This is a genomic window from Algibacter sp. AS12 (genome assembly GCF_046736315.1).
Taxonomy (GTDB): Bacteria; Bacteroidota; Bacteroidia; order Flavobacteriales; family Flavobacteriaceae; genus Algibacter_B; species Algibacter_B amylolyticus.
The window spans coordinates 959837-979462 of sequence record NZ_CP151841.1; the positions used below are offsets into that span (position 1 = coordinate 959837).

20 protein-coding genes are annotated in these 19626 nt (G+C 32.8%); 13 read left to right on the forward strand and 7 right to left on the reverse strand.

The window, feature by feature from the left end; translation table 11 throughout:
* Positions 1–38: 38 nt before the first annotated feature.
* The 4 genes from AAFN75_RS04210 to xrtF all read right to left on the reverse strand — a co-directional run bounded on the left by AAFN75_RS04210 (position 39) and on the right by xrtF (position 2318).
* On the reverse strand, positions 39–764 hold the full coding sequence (locus AAFN75_RS04210) for a heavy-metal-associated domain-containing protein (RefSeq protein ID WP_411808369.1): 726 nt from the start codon (positions 762–764) through the stop codon (positions 39–41).
* Positions 765–859: 95 nt separating this feature from the next.
* Positions 860–1261 (reverse strand): HYC_CC_PP family protein, encoded by a 402-nt coding sequence (locus AAFN75_RS04215; protein ID WP_411808370.1) that lies wholly within the window; start codon positions 1259–1261, stop codon positions 860–862.
* A gap of 84 nt (positions 1262–1345) precedes the next feature.
* On the reverse strand, positions 1346–1774 hold the full coding sequence (locus AAFN75_RS04220; RefSeq protein WP_411808372.1) for an exosortase F system-associated membrane protein: 429 nt from the start codon (positions 1772–1774) through the stop codon (positions 1346–1348).
* Positions 1767–2318 carry an exosortase family protein XrtF gene (gene xrtF / locus AAFN75_RS04225; RefSeq protein WP_411808373.1) on the reverse strand — a complete coding sequence of 184 codons (552 nt, stop codon included), beginning with the start codon at positions 2316–2318 and terminating at the stop codon, positions 1767–1769. The genes AAFN75_RS04220 and xrtF overlap by 8 nt, the downstream gene beginning before the upstream one ends.
* 69 nt (positions 2319–2387) lie before the next feature.
* Here xrtF and AAFN75_RS04230 point away from each other — a divergent pair, with 69 nt between their 5' ends.
* The 9 genes from AAFN75_RS04230 to AAFN75_RS04270 all read left to right on the forward strand — a co-directional run bounded on the left by AAFN75_RS04230 (position 2388) and on the right by AAFN75_RS04270 (position 11795).
* Positions 2388–2843 carry a GAF domain-containing protein gene (locus tag AAFN75_RS04230; protein WP_411808374.1) on the forward strand — a complete coding sequence of 152 codons (456 nt, stop codon included), beginning with the start codon at positions 2388–2390 and terminating at the stop codon, positions 2841–2843.
* A 233-nt stretch (positions 2844–3076) separates the two neighbouring features.
* Positions 3077–4609, forward strand: coding sequence for a bifunctional phosphoribosylaminoimidazolecarboxamide formyltransferase/IMP cyclohydrolase (gene purH / locus AAFN75_RS04235; protein WP_411808375.1), 1533 nt, complete (start codon positions 3077–3079; stop codon positions 4607–4609).
* 328 nt (positions 4610–4937) lie between these two features.
* A complete protein-coding gene (locus tag AAFN75_RS04240; protein ID WP_019388210.1) occupies positions 4938–5966 on the forward strand; it encodes a rod shape-determining protein in 1029 nt (342 codons plus the stop codon).
* A gap of 21 nt (positions 5967–5987) precedes the next feature.
* On the forward strand, positions 5988–6800 hold the full coding sequence (gene mreC, locus AAFN75_RS04245) for a rod shape-determining protein MreC (protein WP_411808376.1): 813 nt from the start codon (positions 5988–5990) through the stop codon (positions 6798–6800).
* The gene (locus tag AAFN75_RS04250; protein ID WP_411808377.1) at positions 6800–7306 is read left to right on the forward strand and encodes a rod shape-determining protein MreD; all 507 of its coding nucleotides are present in this window, start codon (positions 6800–6802) and stop codon (positions 7304–7306) included. The genes mreC and AAFN75_RS04250 overlap by 1 nt, the downstream gene beginning before the upstream one ends.
* The gene (mrdA, locus tag AAFN75_RS04255) at positions 7303–9240 is read left to right on the forward strand and encodes a penicillin-binding protein 2 (protein ID WP_411808378.1); all 1938 of its coding nucleotides are present in this window, start codon (positions 7303–7305) and stop codon (positions 9238–9240) included. The genes AAFN75_RS04250 and mrdA overlap by 4 nt, the downstream gene beginning before the upstream one ends.
* Positions 9240–10517 carry a rod shape-determining protein RodA gene (rodA, locus tag AAFN75_RS04260; RefSeq protein ID WP_411808379.1) on the forward strand — a complete coding sequence of 426 codons (1278 nt, stop codon included), beginning with the start codon at positions 9240–9242 and terminating at the stop codon, positions 10515–10517. The genes mrdA and rodA overlap by 1 nt, the downstream gene beginning before the upstream one ends.
* Positions 10518–10689: 172 nt before the next feature.
* Complete coding sequence (gene def / locus AAFN75_RS04265) at positions 10690–11217, forward strand: peptide deformylase (protein WP_411808380.1); 528 nt, start codon at positions 10690–10692, stop codon at positions 11215–11217.
* Positions 11218–11318: 101 nt separating this feature from the next.
* Positions 11319–11795: a hypothetical protein gene (locus AAFN75_RS04270; RefSeq protein ID WP_411808381.1), complete on the forward strand. Its 477-nt coding sequence runs from the start codon at positions 11319–11321 to the stop codon at positions 11793–11795.
* Positions 11796–11802: 7 nt separating this feature from the next.
* Here the strand turns inward: AAFN75_RS04270 and gldC are convergent, their stop codons facing one another.
* Together gldC and gldB are read right to left on the reverse strand one after the other, a co-directional pair.
* Positions 11803–12138 carry a gliding motility protein GldC gene (gene gldC, locus AAFN75_RS04275; protein ID WP_144115712.1) on the reverse strand — a complete coding sequence of 112 codons (336 nt, stop codon included), beginning with the start codon at positions 12136–12138 and terminating at the stop codon, positions 11803–11805.
* Complete coding sequence (gene gldB, locus AAFN75_RS04280; RefSeq protein ID WP_411808382.1) at positions 12138–13100, reverse strand: gliding motility lipoprotein GldB; 963 nt, start codon at positions 13098–13100, stop codon at positions 12138–12140. The genes gldC and gldB overlap by 1 nt, the downstream gene beginning before the upstream one ends.
* 255 nt (positions 13101–13355) lie before the next feature.
* On the opposite strand from gldB, the gene nadE reads away from it, so the two are divergent.
* Both nadE and AAFN75_RS04290 read left to right on the forward strand, forming a co-directional pair.
* Positions 13356–14144 (forward strand): NAD(+) synthase, encoded by a 789-nt coding sequence (gene nadE / locus AAFN75_RS04285; protein WP_411808383.1) that lies wholly within the window; start codon positions 13356–13358, stop codon positions 14142–14144.
* A gap of 100 nt (positions 14145–14244) precedes the next feature.
* A complete protein-coding gene (locus tag AAFN75_RS04290) occupies positions 14245–14874 on the forward strand; it encodes a response regulator transcription factor (protein WP_144115715.1) in 630 nt (209 codons plus the stop codon).
* Positions 14875–14881: 7 nt separating this feature from the next.
* Here the strand turns inward: AAFN75_RS04290 and dnaG are convergent, their stop codons facing one another.
* A complete protein-coding gene (dnaG, locus tag AAFN75_RS04295) occupies positions 14882–16843 on the reverse strand; it encodes a DNA primase (protein ID WP_411808384.1) in 1962 nt (653 codons plus the stop codon).
* A gap of 389 nt (positions 16844–17232) precedes the next feature.
* Here dnaG and AAFN75_RS04300 point away from each other — a divergent pair, with 389 nt between their 5' ends.
* Positions 17233–18675: a circularly permuted type 2 ATP-grasp protein gene (locus tag AAFN75_RS04300; protein ID WP_411808385.1), complete on the forward strand. Its 1443-nt coding sequence runs from the start codon at positions 17233–17235 to the stop codon at positions 18673–18675.
* A 21-nt stretch (positions 18676–18696) separates the two neighbouring features.
* Positions 18697–19620: an alpha-E domain-containing protein gene (locus tag AAFN75_RS04305; RefSeq protein ID WP_411808386.1), complete on the forward strand. Its 924-nt coding sequence runs from the start codon at positions 18697–18699 to the stop codon at positions 19618–19620.
* Positions 19621–19626: the final 6 nt, after the last annotated feature.

Below are 19626 nucleotides of genomic sequence, written 5' to 3' on the forward strand. Positions count from 1 at the left end.
AGTTCAATCCCTAACGCAAAGGCTAACACCATTTTATATTAACTCGATAATAACATAATTACAGCCATTACAATCATAATGCTGTTTTCTATAAAAGTAGCTTTAGTCATAGGGAGTTTTAGTGCCGTTCCTAAGCAGGCACATTGTATAGACTTTTTATCTAGCAATGTTTTTGTTACTCCAATAGTGGTAATTCCTAAAACAACTAAAGTGATTATTAATGCAAATAAAATTTCGATGCGCATTAAAAACATAACACCAAGCCCCAATTCTATAAAAGGATAAACCCAACCATAAGCAGGAATTGCTTTAGCTAGCGGATCGTACATTTTAAATGATTCTGGAAAACCTTTTAAATCGAGGAGTTTGAAAAAACTAAACACAATATAGAATAAGCCCATAAAATCGAGCATAAAACCAGTTGTATCCCAAGGATTACTGTTTAGTAAAACGGAAGCCACAATAATATACCCAAATATTAAAAACAAAGGAAAGAGTTGTTTTAATTCTGATTTCTCTGCTTCTACTTGAGTTGAAGCCGTATTGAAAACATTAGACGCTTTCTTTTCTGATATAGCATATTTTTCAGGTAATGTCTTTTGAATTTCCTTTAAAGCAATATGCCTATTCATTTCGATAACGGCTTCAGCTGTTTCCAAATCTACTGATGCTTTTGTAACACCATCAATCGCATTTAATTTGCTTTCAACAGAGGTTCTGCATCCATTACAGGTCATACCTGCAACTGTATATGTATGTTTCATTTTGAAATTTATTTAAATTAATAAATCTTTTTACATTTCCGCAAAAGCGAAAACCTTAAAACCCCTTACCTATGAGGTTTAAAAAAATCTATAAATCAAATAATAAAAACTTGGTCTAGAACCTGAATATCGGTGACCAAATTAGGTGGAGAATAATCTTTATGAGGAATAGTTTGTTTTGGCAGACTCGCAAAACAATCTATATAACTATACGTAAAAGCCGCAAGAAATTGCTGTTTTTCAAAGTCTAAATCTTCAAAGGTAGATACTGTTAATTCATCTTGTCCTTTAAAAACATCAATCTCGTCTTTACAACATGTTTTCTTTAAAAGCACTTCTAAAGCTTCCATTTCGCATTTTTCAGCATCAGCAAACATAGATACATCTACTAAAACATCACCACAAAAATGCTTTTCGATAGTAAAAGATACCGTCGAAAACAATACGAGTAATGCCATTAAGGCCGAAAAACTTTTATGTAATAGTTCTTTTATCACGCTGCAAAATTACGAAAAATTCGAGACTCTACAGCCCATTTATAAAATGATTAACACTTCAGTTTTAGAAAGTACTAGGTAGATTCAGTTTTTAATTTTATGATAATAAAACGCTGGCAATAGCAGTATTAAAAGTATTGGCTGAATTAAAAACCTACGGATATTGAAAAACAAATAATAATCTTCCTGCCTTGGGTTAACTACAAAATACAGATAAAACACCATGAGTACTAAAAAGGCTATAACATAAATTAAAGCAGAAAATTTTATAATGCCTTTATCTTTAAAAACAACCAACAAAATAGCTAATGAAATTACAGTGTTTAAAGCATAGCGCAACGTTGTAAAACCAACTAATTTAGCTATTTCGCGTCGCGGACTATCAATATACAAATAGTCATTTTGAAAAAAAGTTAAATACGGATCGTAAAACAATACACCTTCGTAAAACCGTATTAAAACCAACAGGACAACAAACACTAAAACCAATATGGCTCTTATAACTTTATGCATCCTTTTTATTTAATTTAGAGAAGCGGTTTACCCAAAAAACCCATAATAAAAACACCATACCGTAAATTATACCAGGGAAAACCACAGCGTGTAAAACATCTTTATATTCGGGGTAATAATACAAACCAATGGTTAAAACAACAATACGTAATAAATTAACAATATATACTAAAACGCTACCCGAAAGGATGTAAAATAGCGTTGTTTTTAGCTTTCCGGAGAAGGCAACAACAAACGATGTAAATAAGATTATTACACTAAAACCATTACAACCTTCTATAATTCTTGCTAAGTACTTTCCATTTAATAACACTTTCATGGACGGCTCATCTGGATGCGGCAGTACTTGTGTAGGATAACCCAAATTGTTTAATACGTTTTCGGTTTGCACCGCTACTAGATGCGTAAAATAATCTGGATAAAATTTAGACCCGTCCGAAAACTGTAAATACAGCTTATAGCCCACCGATAATACGGTATAAACCAACAAAAACGTAAGGATAAATTTTATTACCGACTTGTATTTTACAAAAAGTGCCTTCAAAAATAAATTTTAAAACTGAATATCGAAATTACACCTTTTTAAATACTTTTACCAAAAACTTTAACAGTTATGTCTTTAGAAAAATTAAAACCACAAATAGAAACAATAGTAGCCAATTCTGAAAAAACGGTGGACGAACGCCTTTTAGCTATTTGCGAATTACTTGAAAAGCATGTGGAGTATTACAATTGGGTTGGTTTTTACTTTAGAAACGGCACTAAAGAAGAATTACACTTAGGCCCATATGTTGGCGCACCAACAGACCACACCATTATACCGTTTGGCAAAGGTATTTGCGGTCAGGTGGCTGTTAGTAATCAAAACTTTGTGGTACCAGATGTAGCGGCTCAAGACAATTATATTGCTTGTAGTATAACCGTAAAATCTGAAATTGTTGTGCCTATTTTTGTGAATGGAGAAAATATTGGACAGATTGATATCGACTCTAATACCATAGACCCGTTTACAGAAAAAGATGAACGCTTTTTAGAATTTGTAAATAAAAAAATAGCAGAGATACTTTAGTAAAACTCCCTGCTTAAAAAACATAAAGATTAAAGGCTATAAGGACTTCAATTTTTAAATTTTCATTTGCTTGTTAACAACTTCGCTATTTCGTTAAAAAAAGGGCGTCTTTTTTAAGAATTAGGCGCTTATTTTATTGAATGAAATACCTACTTTTGCGAATAATTACAAACTTTAGCAAAAAACGCTATTAAATAACAAGAATTTCATTTTAAAACTTTAAAAAAGTACCAATGAGCAACGAAAAAACTATTAAGTCGGCATTAATATCTGTATTTAGTAAAGATGGTTTAGAGCCTATTGTAAAAGAGCTTGATAAACAAGGGGTAACCATTTATTCTACAGGTGGTACAGAAAAATTTATTAACGATTTAGGTATAAAAGTTGTTCCGGTGGAAGATGTAACATCTTACCCTTCTATTTTAGGTGGTCGTGTTAAAACATTACACCCAAAAGTGTTTGGAGGAATTTTAAACAGACAAAACCACGATGGTGATGTTGCCGAATTAGCAGAATATGAAATTCCTCAAATTGATGTGGTTATTGTTGATTTATATCCCTTTGAAAAAACTGTAGCATCGGGAGCTAGCCAGCAAGATATTATTGAAAAAATTGATATTGGAGGTATTTCTTTAATACGAGCGGCAGCTAAGAATTTTGCCGATGTTATATGTGTATCTTCTGTTGATGATTATGCTGAGTTTTTAGAATTGATTTCTGAAAATAATGGATCAATTTCTGAAGAAAACAGAAAGCGTTTTGCTGGTAAAGCGTTTAACGTATCGTCTCATTACGACACAGCTATTTTTAACTACTTCAACAAAAACCATGATGAAGCTGCGTTAAAAATTAGCGAAACTAATGGTAAAGTGTTACGTTATGGCGAAAACCCGCACCAAAAAGGATTCTTTTTTGGGAATTTTGATGAGTTATTTACAAAACTTCACGGTAAAGAATTAAGCTACAACAACCTATTAGATGTTGATGCGGCAGTTAACTTAATGTTAGAGTTTAAAAATGACGCACCTACATTTGCAATTTTAAAACACAACAACGCATGTGGTTTAGCACAACGCGACACCTTACACCAAGCTTATGTTGATGCCTTAGCTGGCGATCCTGTTTCTGCTTTTGGTGGTGTATTAATTAGTAACAAAGAAATTGATTCTGCTACGGCCGAAGAAATTCACAAGTTATTTTGTGAGGTTGTAATTGCACCTTCTTTTGCTGCTGATGCTTTAGAGATATTAAAAGGCAAAAAGAATAGAATTTTATTAGAAATTCATGACGTTGAAATGCCTAAAATGAATGTAAGAAGCTGTTTAAACGGTGTTTTACTTCAGGAAAGAAATAACATTACTGATACTATTGAAGGTTTAAAGAACGTTACCAATACGGCACCTACACAAGAGCAAATAGACGATTTAATTTTTGCTTCTAAAATTTGTAAGCACACAAAATCTAACACTATTGTTTTAGCTAAAAACAAACAATTATGTTCTAGCGGAACAGGACAAACAAGTCGTGTTGATGCCTTAGAGCAAGCTATACATAAAGCAGGAACTTTTAAATTTGATTTAAACGGAGCGGTAATGGCAAGTGATGCTTTTTTCCCGTTTCCGGATTGTGTTGAAATTGCTAAAAATGCAGGTGTTAATGCGGTAATTCAGCCAGGTGGTTCTATTAAAGATCAACTAAGTATTGATTATTGTAACGATAATGGGGTTGCTATGGTAATGACAGGTACACGTCATTTTAAACACTAATACAAAATTAATGTTGCTCCTTGACGTGTTGAATTTTTAATAAGTTTTAAGTTTTTAGCACACCGGAGCGCGTTAGGGATTGAACGGTATGTTTGAAATCCTTTTTGTTTTTCCTTAAAAAAAAAACAAAAAGATTGAGTAGTGAAAGCCCGACCTTTTTAGGTAACGCCATAATTTTAAAACAATAGTCTAAAAACCGATGAATAACGTATAACAAACAGTGACATTATTTTGACAAGAATTTGAACCGGTTAAAAGTCATATATTTAGTAACTTTTATTACATTTACGGGATTCGTTTTTAAACCATATAAAATATTTAATAGCACATGGGATTTTTTGATTTCTTAACTGAAGAAATTGCAATAGATTTAGGTACTGCAAACACACTTATTATTCATAACGACAAGGTTGTTGTTGACGCACCCTCTATAGTAGCCCGCGACAGGATTTCTGGTAAAATTATTGCCGTTGGCCAAGAAGCGAGTTTAATGCAAGGCAAAACCCATGAAAATATTAAAACAATTAGACCGCTTAAGGATGGTGTAATTGCAGATTTTGATGCCTCGGAGCAGATGATAAGTATGTTTATTAAAAACATACCGGCTTTAAAAAAGAAGTTTTTTACTCCTGCTTTACGTATGGTTATTTGTATTCCTTCTGGAATTACAGAGGTTGAAATGCGTGCGGTAAAAGAAAGTGCAGAACGTGTTAATGGCAAGGAAGTTTACTTAATACACGAACCTATGGCTGCGGCTATTGGTATTGGTGTGGATATTATGCAACCAAAAGGTAATATGGTTGTTGATATAGGTGGTGGTACTACCGAAATTGCTGTTATTGCTTTAGGTGGTATTGTTTGTGATAAATCTGTAAAAATTGCAGGTGATGTTTTTACAAATGATATTGTTTATTACATGCGTACACAACACAATCTTTATGTGGGTGAGCGTACTGCCGAAAAAATAAAAATTCAAATTGGTGCTGCTACTGAAGATTTAGAATTACCTCCAGAAGACATGAGTGTTCAAGGTCGTGATTTATTAACAGGAAAACCAAAACAGGTTTCTATATCGTACCGAGAAATTGCTAAGGCTTTAGATAAATCTATACTTCGTATTGAAGATGCGGTTATGGAAACTTTATCGCAAACGCCTCCAGAATTGGCTGCCGATATTTATAACACGGGTATTTACTTAGCGGGTGGTGGCTCTATGTTACGTGGTTTAGATAAGCGTTTATCTCAAAAAACAGACTTACCTGTATATATTGCCGAAGATCCTTTACGCGCCGTTGTAAGAGGTACTGGTATTACACTTAAAAATTTACCTAAATACAAAAGTGTATTGATAAAGTAATAGCTTAAAAGAGGCAGCCCCATGCAACAAATTATTAATTTTATAATAAGAAACAAAAACGTTTTGTTGTTCTTGTTGCTGTTTGGCATTTCGCTTTTATTTACAATACAATCGCACTCCTACCATAAAAGTAAGTTTATTAATTCGGCTAATTTTTTAACCGGAGGTGTTTATAATTCGGCTAATAACGTTACAGGCTATTTTAACTTAAAAACCCAAAACGAATTACTTGCCGCCGAAAACAAAAGGCTTAGAAAACTACTTTTAAATGTTAACACTAACGCTGACTCTACATTTATTGACAGCCTTACATTTAGCGAAGATTATAGGTTTTACAGCGCTAATATCATAAAAAATAGCTATTCGTTAAACAACAATGTTTTAACTATAAACAAAGGGAGAAATGATAGTATTCAACAAGATTTTGGTGTAATCTCATCCAAAGGAATTGTTGGTATTATTGATAAAACTAGTGGCAACTACGCTACCGTTATCTCTATTTTAAATGGTACAAGCAGCATTAGTGCGCAGTTAAAAAAAACAAATCATTTAGGGTCGCTAATTTGGGATGGTAAAGATTCTAAATTCACACAACTTATTGATATACCTAAAATAGCCAAAGTAAAAGCTGGAGATACTATTATAACTTCTGGGCAGTCCTCCATATTTCCTAAAGGCGTTCCTGTAGGAACCATTGAAAGCTTTAAGCTAGACCAAGCTGAGAATTATTACGAAATTAACGTTAGGTTGTTTAATGACATGACTAGTATTGAGCATGTGTACATTATAGAAAACGCTAATAAAGAAGAAATCTCTAATCTACTAGGTAACTAATGAATAGTATTTTCTCTATACATACCGTTCGCTTTGTAATATTAGTATTTGTACAGGTTTTAATACTGAATCATATAAACTTTTTGGGGTATATAAATCCGTATATCTACATCCTATTTATTGCCTTATTTCCTGTTAAAAACAACCGGGTTGTATTAATTTTATTAAGTTTTTTATTAGGATTAACCGTAGACATGTTTTTAGATACCGGAGGTATACATGCCGGTGCTTGTGTATTTATTGCATACGCGAGACCTGTAATTTTAAAATCGTCTTTCGGAATGATTTACGAGCACCAAAGTATTAAATTTAACACAGTAGAATTCGGCTCTAAACTTACCTATTTTACGCTGTTAACTGTACTGCATCATATTGTTTTATTTTCGTTGGAAATTTTTAGTGTTTCTAGAATACTATTAATCCTTCAAAAAACGTTATTCTCAAGTATATTCACTATTTTATTAAGTGTTATTGTAACTATAATTTTTAGTAGAAAAACTAAATGAGACAATTTTTACTCTTCATTACCATAATTGCTGTTGGCTTATTATTTATTGCAAGGTTGTTTTACCTTCAAATATATAATTCTAGCGGGCATGATTTGTATGAAGATAATGCCATAAGAAAAGTTTACGATTACCCTAAACGTGGTTTTGTATATGACAGAAATGGCGAGCTGTTAGTGGCTAACCAACCCTCTTATGATGTTATGGTTATTCCTCGTGAAGTTGAACCATTAGACACCCTAGAATTTTGTGAATTGTTGAAAATTGACAAATCACAGTTTATAAAAAAATACGATAAAGCTAGACATTATTCTCCACGATTACCTTCGGTTTTTGTATCGCACCTTTCAAAGGAAGACTATGCTGTTCTTCAAGAAAAAATGCGAAAATTTCAAGGCTTTTATATCCAAAAGCGTTCTCTAAGAGACTACGAAACCACTATTGGCGCCAATGTATTAGGCGATATTGGAGAAGTTAATAATGGCGATATAAGACGAGATCCTTATTACAAAATGGGCGATTTAAAAGGGAAACAAGGTATTGAAGCTTCTTATGAAAAAACACTAAGAGGTGTTAAGGGGATAAAATTTATTCAGAAAGATAGATTTAACAAAAATATAGGCCCTTATAAAGGTGGTAAATTTGATACCATACCCGAACAAGGAAAAGACATTACTATAACCATTGATGCTCAGTTACAGGCTTATGGTGAATTGTTAATGCAAAACAAACGTGGTGGTATTATTGCTATAGAACCCGCTACGGGCGAAATTTTATCTATGGTAGCCGCTCCAACCTACGACCCTAATCTTCTGGTTGGCAGAGACCGCTCTAAAAACTTTACTAAACTTTACAACGACTCCATTGCAAAACCACTTTTTAATAGAAGTTTGCAGGGTGTTTACGAACCCGGATCTCCTTTTAAATTAATGAATGCATTAATTGCGCTTCAAGAAGGTGTTGTAACTCCAGAGGAAACCGTTACATGTTATGCGGGTTACAAATATGGTAATCGTTTTATGAAATGCCACTGCCACAGAGGCACTAGAAACGACATGGTAGGTGGTATACAACGCTCTTGCAACGCCTATTTTGCAACGACTTATAGAAAAATTTTAGATAAAAATGGTAATGCCTCCGAAGGTATAGACAACTGGAGTAAGCATGCACAAAGCTTTGGGTTAGGAAACTTTTTAAATAACGATTTATTTGTAGGCCAGAAAGGTAGAATTCCAGATAGAGCCTATTACAAAACTATTTATCCTAATACGTTTTACTCTACGTACACCATATCAAACGCAATTGGGCAAGGTGAAGTTGCTACTACACCAATTCAGTTGGCAAATATGGCGGCAGCGATAGCTAACAGAGGCTATTATTTTACACCGCACATTATAAAAAATATTGAAGGGGAAACGTTACCAGAACAGTTTACCCAACCAAAATACACAACCATAGACAGAGATAATTTCGAGCCTGTAATTGAAGGCATGCTGCAGGTGTACAAAAAAGGAACCGCTACAAGTTTACAAATTAAAGATATTGATATTTGTGGAAAGACAGGAACAGTTGAAAATTTCGTAAAAATTGATAGCGTAAAAACACAATTAACAGACCACTCTATCTTTTTAGCATTTGCTCCAAAAAACAACCCCAAAATAGCCATTGCTGTTTTTGTTGAAAATGGGTATTGGGGAAGCAGGTTTGCCGGAAGGATAGCCAGTTTAATGATTGAAAAACACATAAAAGGCCACACCACTAGAAAGGATATGGAAGATTGGCTTTTAAGGCATACTTTAGAAAACGAGTATGCTAAACCATTTTCGGGAGAGTCTTTTGGTATTAATGGTTATACTACATTACAAATTGTTGAAGAACAAGAATACTACCGTTTAAAGAAAGAGTTAAACCGAATTAATAAAGCTGAAAGTTGATGGTTAGGAATACTAACAGACATTTTAAATTTGATTGGATTACCATTATTCTTTTCTTTCTTTTAGTAGGTTTTGGTTGGTTAAATATTTTATCGGCTTCACATATAGGTGTAACTGTAGATTATTTTGATTTTTCGCAACCTTTTGGAAAGCAACTTGTATTTATATTTCTAACCTTTGGTTTGGTCATTTTATTACTTGCAGTAGATGCCAAGTTTTACGAACGTTTTTCTAGTGTTATATACATCATTTCGATGCTCTCTTTAGTCGGGCTTTTCATTTTTGGTAAAAACGTAAATGGTGCGACCTCATGGTACGGTATTGGCGGTATGACTATTCAGCCAAGTGAGTTTGCAAAAACGGCAACAGCGCTTGCAGTAGCCAAATACGTAAGTGATTTAAACACGAATATAAACACTCTTAAAGATCAAATTCAAACCTTTATTATTATCATTATTCCGGCTATTTTAGTCTTACTACAAAACGATACAGGTAGTACTATTGTTTATGGTGCCTTCTTTTTTGTTTTGTATCGCGAAGGGTTACCTAAATACTATTTAACTATTGGTATTTCAATTCTGATTCTTTCTATATTATCCCTAAAATTTGGAGCTCTTGTAGCAACTATTACAGCCTTAATATTTGTAATAGCGTTTCATTTTTTAAGCAAGAATAAGTTACGTGTTTTTCAATCTGTCTTTATTTTAGTAGCTGCCATAGCCATATCGTTTGGTGTAAAATTCTTTTATCAAAGTATTTTACAACCACACCAACAAGACCGAATAAGTTTGTGGTTACGCTTAGAAAAAGACCCAAAAAAGCTAGAGCAAATGAAACGTACTTTTGCTTACAACCTAAACGAATCTGAAAAAGCAATAAGCTCTGGAGGGTTTACAGGAAGAGGTTTTATGGAAGGCACACGAACTACAGGTAAATTTGTACCCGAACAACACACCGATTATATTTTTAGTACAGTTGGCGAAGAATGGGGCTTTGTAGGCAGTGCATTGGTTGTTATTTTATTCGTTTTACTCTTACTCCGTATTTTACATTTAGCAGAGTTACAAAAATCGCAGTTTAGTCGTGTTTATGGCTATGGCGTTGCCTCTATTATCTTTATTCACTTTTTCATAAACATTGGTATGGTTATGGGCTTAATCCCCACAATTGGTATTCCGTTACCTATGTTTAGCTATGGTGGGTCTGGACTTTGGGCCTTTACAATTCTTATTTTTATATTCGTAAAACTAGATTCCAACCGAATAAATGAGTGGTAACCGATAATTTATATTAATTATAGTACTCTTACGTTTCCTTACTAGTTAATTTAAAATCTCGTGCATGTATAAAACAATCAAAATTCTTATTGTATGCTTAGTTATAACTAGTTGTTCTAGCTCGAAGAATGCGTTTAAAAAATCATTTTCTCTCAAGGAAACAGCGTTAATTATGAATTCCGATAGCTTAAAACCTATGCGTGTTTACAAGATAAATAACGCTAACGATTCCTTATTATTAAGAAAGAAAAGTGCATATATAAAACCTAACAGTAAAGACCTGGTTTTAAAAACCTTTATAAATCGGCTTTATGCCACGGTAAGAGATAGTTCATCATTGGGTGTTGGCATTGCTGCGCCACAGGTTGGTATATTAAAAAACATTATTTGGGTACAACGTTTTGATAAAGAAGAGTTTCCTTTTGAAGTCTACTTGAATCCTAAAATTGTTTCTTATTCTGAAAAAAAGCAAACAGTAAAAGAAGGCTGTTTATCTATTCCAAATCGCTCTGAAACATTAGACAGTAGATCCCTTTCTATTACAATCGACTACGATACTATGAATTCGGAACATAAAACAGAAACCGTTAATGGATTTACATCGGTAATATTTCAGCATGAAATAGATCACTTAAACGGCATATTGTATCTCGATCATTTAAAAAAAGACATAAAAAGCAGTACTCAAAATCGTCCCTAGAAAACCATATTTTTATTAAACGAATAAGCATGAAATTATTCTATATATTTGTAATAGAAAATTTAGCACCCCAAATTAAAACCTAACCTAAACTCATTAAAATGAAAACTTATCTTATAATATTCGTTACTGCTTTATCATTTACTTCGCTTGTTAATGCTCAAAAAATTGATACTGAGAAAGTATTTGGAGGCTACAAGTACACGTATAATAAAGAACTTATATCTATTGGCGATTTAGCATCCATAATTGAAACCAATACGGATGCTTATGAATTGATAAAAAAAGGCAGAACTAATCGCAGCTTATCTGGTGTTTTAGGCTTTGTTGGTGGCGGATTAATTGGATGGCCAATAGGCACCTCGTTAGGTGGTGGCGAAGTAAATTGGACATTAGCCGGTATTGGCGCAGGACTAATAGCTGTGGCTATACCAATTTCGTCGCGTTCAAATAAAAAGATTAATCAAGCGGTAGAGCTTTACAATGCCTCTATAAACCCAACATCGAGTACTACTTTTAAACCTGAGTTTAAAATTATAGCCAATGGTAGAGGCTTTGGATTAGCCATGAATTTTTAAATTCGGCTTACTTTTTCAACTCTAGTTTTTCGGCAAAATAATCGCAAAAATCTTTCATTGTAGCACTCATTTTATCATCTTGAGTCGCTCTTAAAAAAGTATCGCTCATAGCCACTAAGGTTTGATGAAAAAATATTTTCATTTCATCAACAGGCATATCTTTTGTCCATAAATCTATACGCATAGCTTCTTTAGCTTTGGCATCCCAAACGGCAAGCATCATAGCCTTAGCTTCCTCGTTAGTTACACCGCCATCTTGAGCTGTCCAATGCAATTTTTCAGGCACCCTGTTTTCATCTAATTCAACATTTAATACTATTTTTGATGTTGTTGTATTTGCCATTACTTACGTGGTTTAAACTTTGAGTTATTAAAAATATCTTCGGTACTTTTCATTAACATGTCTTTTAAAGACACATCATTTTGTTTCATATATGCCCTAACAATTTGCCAACCTATATACTGCCCTAAACGCCCGGGCGAATCGGCATCAATTTCTTCCAAATAAAATTTAGAAAAAGGCGCTGGATTTATAAAGCGTCGAGGTAATTTGGTATCTGTACTAAACAGTAATTCGCGACTTACAAAAAATCGCCAAATATAACTTTCGTTAGCCATGGCCCAATTTATATCTTCTTCGGTATAACCAATGCGTTCCGCTTCAGTTTTAAAAGGCAACATAACATCTTTAAAATATAAAAGCTTACCATAGTATACCATTTCGTCCAATAAGGTTTTACGCTCTGGGTGGTATGTATACTTTTCGGCATAGGCATTTGCAAGATCTACAACCAATTGATTTTTATTAAAATTCGCCTTTAAATAGTTGGCTATTCCGCCATAAAATTCATGGTCGCTACCTAGGTAAGAATCCAGAGCAATAACGGCAATAGTATCGGTTACAATAACACTATTTCTGTAATCCACATCGTTTGTTATAGTAATGATTCGAGGCGGATTAAATTCTGGATAGTAATACTTTAAATGATTAAATAAAGATTCTATTTCCTGCTCAGTGCTATTAAAATCTGAAAAGGCTTTATCAACCTCATTAAATAATTGAATTTGTAAGGTATCTGCTTTTTTTGCCAACCAAAAAGAATCGGTATATTTTTCAGAAAACAGAAAAGGATAAGCTGTTTTTAAATTAGATAGTTTACCTGAGTTTACCTGGGCAAACAATCTATCAAAACGTTCAATTTTAACGTCAGTGTTTATTTTAGCAATCTCAGTTTCAAGGGCATTTTCTTTTTTACAAGAAACAACCATCAACATTACCAATAAAAAAAAAATTATAGATTTCATAGAAAACTTAAACGTCATAAATTTTTATAAATTGAACGTTTGGGTTATTTTTGTTTGCAAAGGTACTGTTATACCTATTAAGTTTCAAAATAAGGCATATAATTATATTCTATTTTACACCTATTTTATAATAACCTAGAACTATAACTTATGCTATGCTTATGTTTCCTATTTCATTAGTTTATTAAATAAGTAAAAATAACAGTATGTCATTTTAAAATTTTATTGGTATTATTACATATAAATTCATTTAATATGCAAACAGAAAAAGTTGAAAATCATATTGTAAATTGGTTAAAAGATTATGCCACTAAAGCTGGCGTAAATGGTTTTGTAGTTGGAGTTTCTGGAGGTATTGACTCTGCTGTAACCTCAACCCTGTGTGCAAGAACCGGACTTCGCGTTTTATGTGTTGAAATGCCAATACACCAAGCAGAAAGTCATGTAAGTCGTGCTAACGAGCATATTGCACAACTTAAAACCCGATTTACTAATGTTGACTCCACACGTGCCGACTTAACACCTGTTTTTGAAGAATTTAAAACCGAAATATCTTTGAAAGGCAAACAAGCCACAGTCGATATGGCTTTAGCCAATACACGTGCTCGATTACGAATGACAACGCTATATTACTACGCCGGACTTTACGGCTTATTAGTTGCTGGAACGGGTAATAAAGTGGAGGATTTTGGTGTTGGTTTTTACACTAAATATGGTGATGGCGGTGTAGATTTAAGCCCTATTGCCGACTTAATGAAATCTGAAGTATACAACTTAGGTGAATTTTTAGAAGTTCCTGAATCTATAATGAAAGCTTCGCCTAGCGATGGTTTATTTGGTGATGCAAGAAGCGATGAAGACCAAATAGGTGCATCTTACCCAGAATTAGAATGGGCTATGAACATGGATGAAGAAGGCAAAACTGCCAATGATTTTAATGGTAGAGAGCAAGAAGTTTTTAATATTTACAAGCGTTATAACAACAATAATAAGCATAAGATGGTTCCTATTCCTATATGCGAAATCCCTCGTAATTTGTTGTAATTTTTGCAGAATATTTAAAAAAGTATTACATTTACCACAGCTTATATCTCTCAACATAACTTTCTCTCAATTAGTTAATTAAAAAATAAGCTGTACAATTATGATAAAATTATTAATAGCAGACAACCACCCAATTACGCGGAAGGGACTAGAAGTCCTATTCTCAGCATCATCCAACATCAAGATTGTTGGAAGTGTAGATGATGGCGAAGCCATCTTAGATTTTGTAAAGAAAAATCCAGTAGACATCATTTTAACAGAAACTGATTTTCCGAAATTAAACGGATTAACAGTATTACGTTATTTAAAAAATGATTTCCCGGATATTAAAACCATTATCCTTAGTTCGCAACCCGAAGAAGTTTATGCCATAAACGCCGTTAAAGCAGGCGCTGCAGGTTACATAAACAAATCTGAAAATGTGATTACTATTAATGAAGCCATTTTAAAAGTTCATGAAGGTGGCATTCATTTAAGTAACGATTTAACGCAACAACTTGCGTTTGGTACTCGAGTTAATAAAGGTGGGAATTTTTACAAAAAACTTTCTACAAGAGAAGCCGAAGTATTAAAACTTCTTACCATAGGAAGAAAGAACAAGGAAATTTCTAAAGAGTTAGATATTAACGAAAAAACAGTTAGTACGTACAAAGCTCGTTTAATGAGAAAACTTAAAGTTACTAATTTAGTTGATTTAGTAAATCAAGCTAAACTTAGTCAACAAGTATAGCAATTAGCTACAAAACTCTGTTTAGTTTTCTAGACAGTAACATTTTTAGACCCGAATAGTCTTTTACTTCTTCAAGTATATTTCTATTCGAGTCTATTTTGTTTTTAAGGGTTTCCTGCTGAAACTCTTTTACTTTTAAATCTATTAAAAAGCAACGTAAACTCAATATAGTTTCACTTACCAACTGCGCAACACTATTCATTTTTTGCTTAGGAAAAATATTCATCCTATTCCAATCATCCAAGGCATAGCGCTCATCGTCCATTAAAATAGTTGTAATTTCATTAGCCATATTTTGGTCTACAGAATTCACAAATGTTTTTAACTCAAAATTTTTATCTTGATTTAAACGGTCTATAATAGTATAGTACATTGTTTTAAAATGCGCATTTGTAAATTGCATTTCATCTTCTTGAAGGTCTAAAAATATTTTTTCGAATACTTTAGCCTGTTGAATAATAGGCTCTAGAATCAATTCGCCCTTTTCATTTTCCTTTAAAACTAAATCTTCAAAGTCTTCAGTTTTATTTCCGTAAAGCAATAATATTTCTATTATTTTTCGCTCTAGCAGATATTGAACATCAACTTTTTCAACTGGTTCTTGGTGGTGTTTAATAACATCAAAAGCCTGTTGCTCGGGAGCTCCTTTTTTATGGTCGTCTTGCGCTTCCTTTTTATCCATTTGAGCTAACGTACTAAAAAGCACCTCTTCGCTCAAATCCATAATTCTAGCACATTCCTGAATATAAATCTCCTTTTTTATACGGTCTGGAATTTTAGATATACTATTAACAATATCTCTTACCGTATCAGCCTTTTTAATAGGGTCGTTTTTTGAATCTTCAAACAAAATAGACGCCTTAAATTGAATAAAATCTTTAGCGTTTTCATTTAAATACAGCGTAAGCTCTTCCAATGTATTTTGTCTAGCAAAACTATCTGGATCTTCGCCTTCAGGGAATGAACAGACCTTAACATTCATGCCCTGTTCTAGAATTAAATCGATACCTCTAAGTGACGCTCGCATTCCAGCCGCATCGCCATCAAAAAGTACTGTTATATTTTTTGTTAATCTATTTATTAATCTAATTTGCTCTGAGGTTAAAGCCGTACCCGATGAAGACACCACGTTATGAATTCCTGTTTGATGAAATTGAATAACATCGGTATAACCTTCAACCAAATAACAATTATCCTCTTTAGCAATACTTTGCTTAGCATGATAAATACCGTAAAGCACTTTACTTTTATGGTAAATGTCACTTTCTGGTGAGTTTACATATTTAGCAGCTTTTTTATCGGCAATTAAAATACGTCCGCCATAGCCTAAAACACGGCCACTCATACTTTTAATAGGGAACATAACACGTCCTTTAAACCTATCGAAACGTTTATCTTCCTTTACAATTGTAAGTCCCGTTTTGGCTAAAAAATCTATATTATACCCTTGCTTTAAGGCCTCATCTGTAAAAGCTTGCCACTCGTTAAGGGAATACCCTAAATCGAATTTTTTTATGGTTTCCTCTGTAAAACCACGCTCTTTAAAATAACTTAAACCAATAGATCGTCCTTGATCGGTTTTATGTAGTACTTTTTGGAAATAAGTATTCGCAAATTCACTTACTAAATACAGACTTTCGCGCTCGTTAGCTTTTTCTTTCTGCTCATCGGACTGCTCGGTTTCCTCTAGTTCAATATTATACTTTTTAGCTAAATACCGAATCGCCTCTGGATAAGTAAAATGCTCATGCTCCATTAAAAAAGACACCGAAGTACCTCCTTTTCCCGTCGAAAAATCCTTCCAAATCTGCTTTACTGGCGATACCATAAAACTAGGAGAACGCTCATCACTAAAAGGACTTAATCCTTTAAAATTACTTCCTGCTTTTTTAAGCTGAACAAAATCCCCAATAACCTCCTCTACTCGGGCGGTTTCAAATACTTGATCAATGGAAGATGGTGATATCAAAAGATTATGTTTTTAGTGCATGTAAAAGTAATATAAAATAATACATTTTTTAAGTTAAACGCCTTAAGTAATTAAAAAAATGGTGGTATTAAAACTATTCAACTAAACATTAGCAATCCTATAAACGCTTTGTAATTAAATGCTATAAAGTTGAATCTCAACAAATCAAATCAGAATTAAAAAACCTATTCTAATCACAGATTTAGGATTTTATAAAAATGAGCCTCTTAACACTCAAATAATAAATAAATCATAATTTCTTCATATAAAAAAAGCAGAATTAAAATTATTTTCAACATTAATTATAAATCACTAATTTATTTTCAATCAAGTTCATAATTTTTTAAATATTACACAAAATATTACTACATTTAAGAAAACGTAAAACTATGGCCAAGACCGATTTATTTTCTTCATACGACCTACTCCCTAAGACATGGGATGAAATGTATAACGATAGTTCTGTATTTAGAACACAGTATGAAGAATTTATAACGTACTTAGAAAACACCTCTTCAGAAAAACTCACAAAAAAAGAAGATCTTGCAAAACAACTCTTTATGAGTCAAGGTGTTACTTTTACGGTCTACAATGATAATGAAGGTATAGAGAAAATATTTCCTTTTGATATTGTTCCTAGAATTATAACATCTAGCGAATGGCAAAAAATTGAGTCTGGTATAAAGCAACGTCTAAAAGCTTTAAACTTATTTATAAAAGATATTTATAATGAGCAATTTATAATAAAAGATGGCATTGTACCTGGCGAGTTAATATATTCGTGCCCTAATTATTTACGTGAAATGAAAGGTGTAAAAGTACCTCATGATATTTATGTACATATTTCTGGAGTCGATTTAATTAGAAATAACGATGGTGAATTTTATGTCCTTGAAGATAATTTAAGAACACCATCTGGTGTAAGTTACATGTTAGAAAATAGAGAAATTTCTAAACGTTTGTTTCCTGGTATTCTACCTAAAAGTAATGTAAGATCGGTATCCAACTATCCTAACTTATTATATAAAAAGCTTAAAGAGCTATCAAATAAACCGGAACCTAACATTGTTTTACTAACACCAGGTATTTATAATTCGGCTTATTATGAGCATACTACATTAGCGAGATTAATGGGTATAGAGTTGGTTGAAGGAAGTGATTTAGTTGTAAAAAATCATTATGTTTATATGAAAACCACCAATGGTTTAAAACAAGTAGATGTTATTTACAGACGTGTTGACGATGACTTTTTAGATCCTTTAGAATTTAATGAAAAAAGTGTTTTAGGAGTTGCCGGAATTATGGCAGCTTATAGAAAAGGTCATGTAAATATTGTTAATGCACCAGGAACTGGTATTGCTGATGATAAAGCAATTTACATTTACGTACCCGACATGATAAAGTATTATTTAGGGGAAGAACCTATTTTGAAAAATATAGAAACCTACCAATTAGGCAGACCAGATGAGCTTGACTATGTTACTAAAAACATAAAAGACATGGTAATTAAAAAGACTGATGGCAGTGGAGGTTACGGCATGCTAATGGGGCATGAAGCTACTAAAGAAGAAATAAAAGACTATTTAGACAACGTAAAGAAAAAGCCTGAAAATTTTATAGCACAACCTATTTTACGCCTTTCAACAGCGCCTTGCTATATTGATGGTAAGTTATCGCCTCGCTGTATCGATTTACGACCATTTGCTTTAACCGGTAAAGATGGTATAGATATTTGCCCTGGCGGACTAACCAGAGTAGCCCTAAAAAAAGGTTCGTTGGTAGTTAATAGCTCGCAAGGTGGAGGTAGTAAAGATACATGGGTAATAGAATAATTCTTTTAAAAAAGTTAATATATGTTAAGTAGAGTAGCAAATAATCTTATTTGGTTAGACAGATATATGGAAAGAGGAAACGGCATTTTAAGTTTACTTAAAGTAAACTATTATGCCAACCAAGACTCTCCCGAATTATTTTCTTGGACACCAATAATGAAAACATTTACAACCTATGATAATGAATTTTTCACTGAAGACTCCTTGGAGTGCATAAAATTTATGGTGCTAAACACCGAAAATTCTAATTCAATTTTAAATATTGTAACTAAAGCCAGAGAAAATGCAAGAAGTGTTCAAGAACATATTTCTAGGGAGCTTTGGTTATGCATTAATAATTATTATCTCTATCTAACAAAGAACGATTTACCAAAAAAACTCGAAGAAGACCCTGTTCAATTCTTAGAAGATTTAAGAAATTATCACCTTGTATATTACGGCACCTCCGATATTACCCAAGAGCGTGGTCCTTCGTATTACTTTATGAATATAGGGAAATATTTAGAACGTGTAATACTTATATCAGATTTTACTTCGCTTAAACTTATAGATATTAGTAACACAACCGATGCTTTGGAAAAAAGTTTTTACTGGAAAAACTTATTGCTTTCTATTGGTGGATATCAGCTGTATTTGAAAACGCATAAATCGACATTTAACGAAGAGCACGTTATAAGTATGGTATTTCAAGATAAGTTATTTCCTAGATCGGTTTATTATTGTATAAATAAACTTAATAAACACATTAATCAGTTAATTGATTGCAAAGAACTAGAAAAAAATAAAATAGATTTTTTATTAGGAAAACTTGAAAGCACCATTAAATATACCACAATTGAAAATATTAATAACCAAGGACTAACTAGTTTTATTAGTGATATAAAGGAAGATATTAGAAATATTTCTTTAAACATTAATGCCGTTTACTTTTCTCAAAACAATTGATTCTAA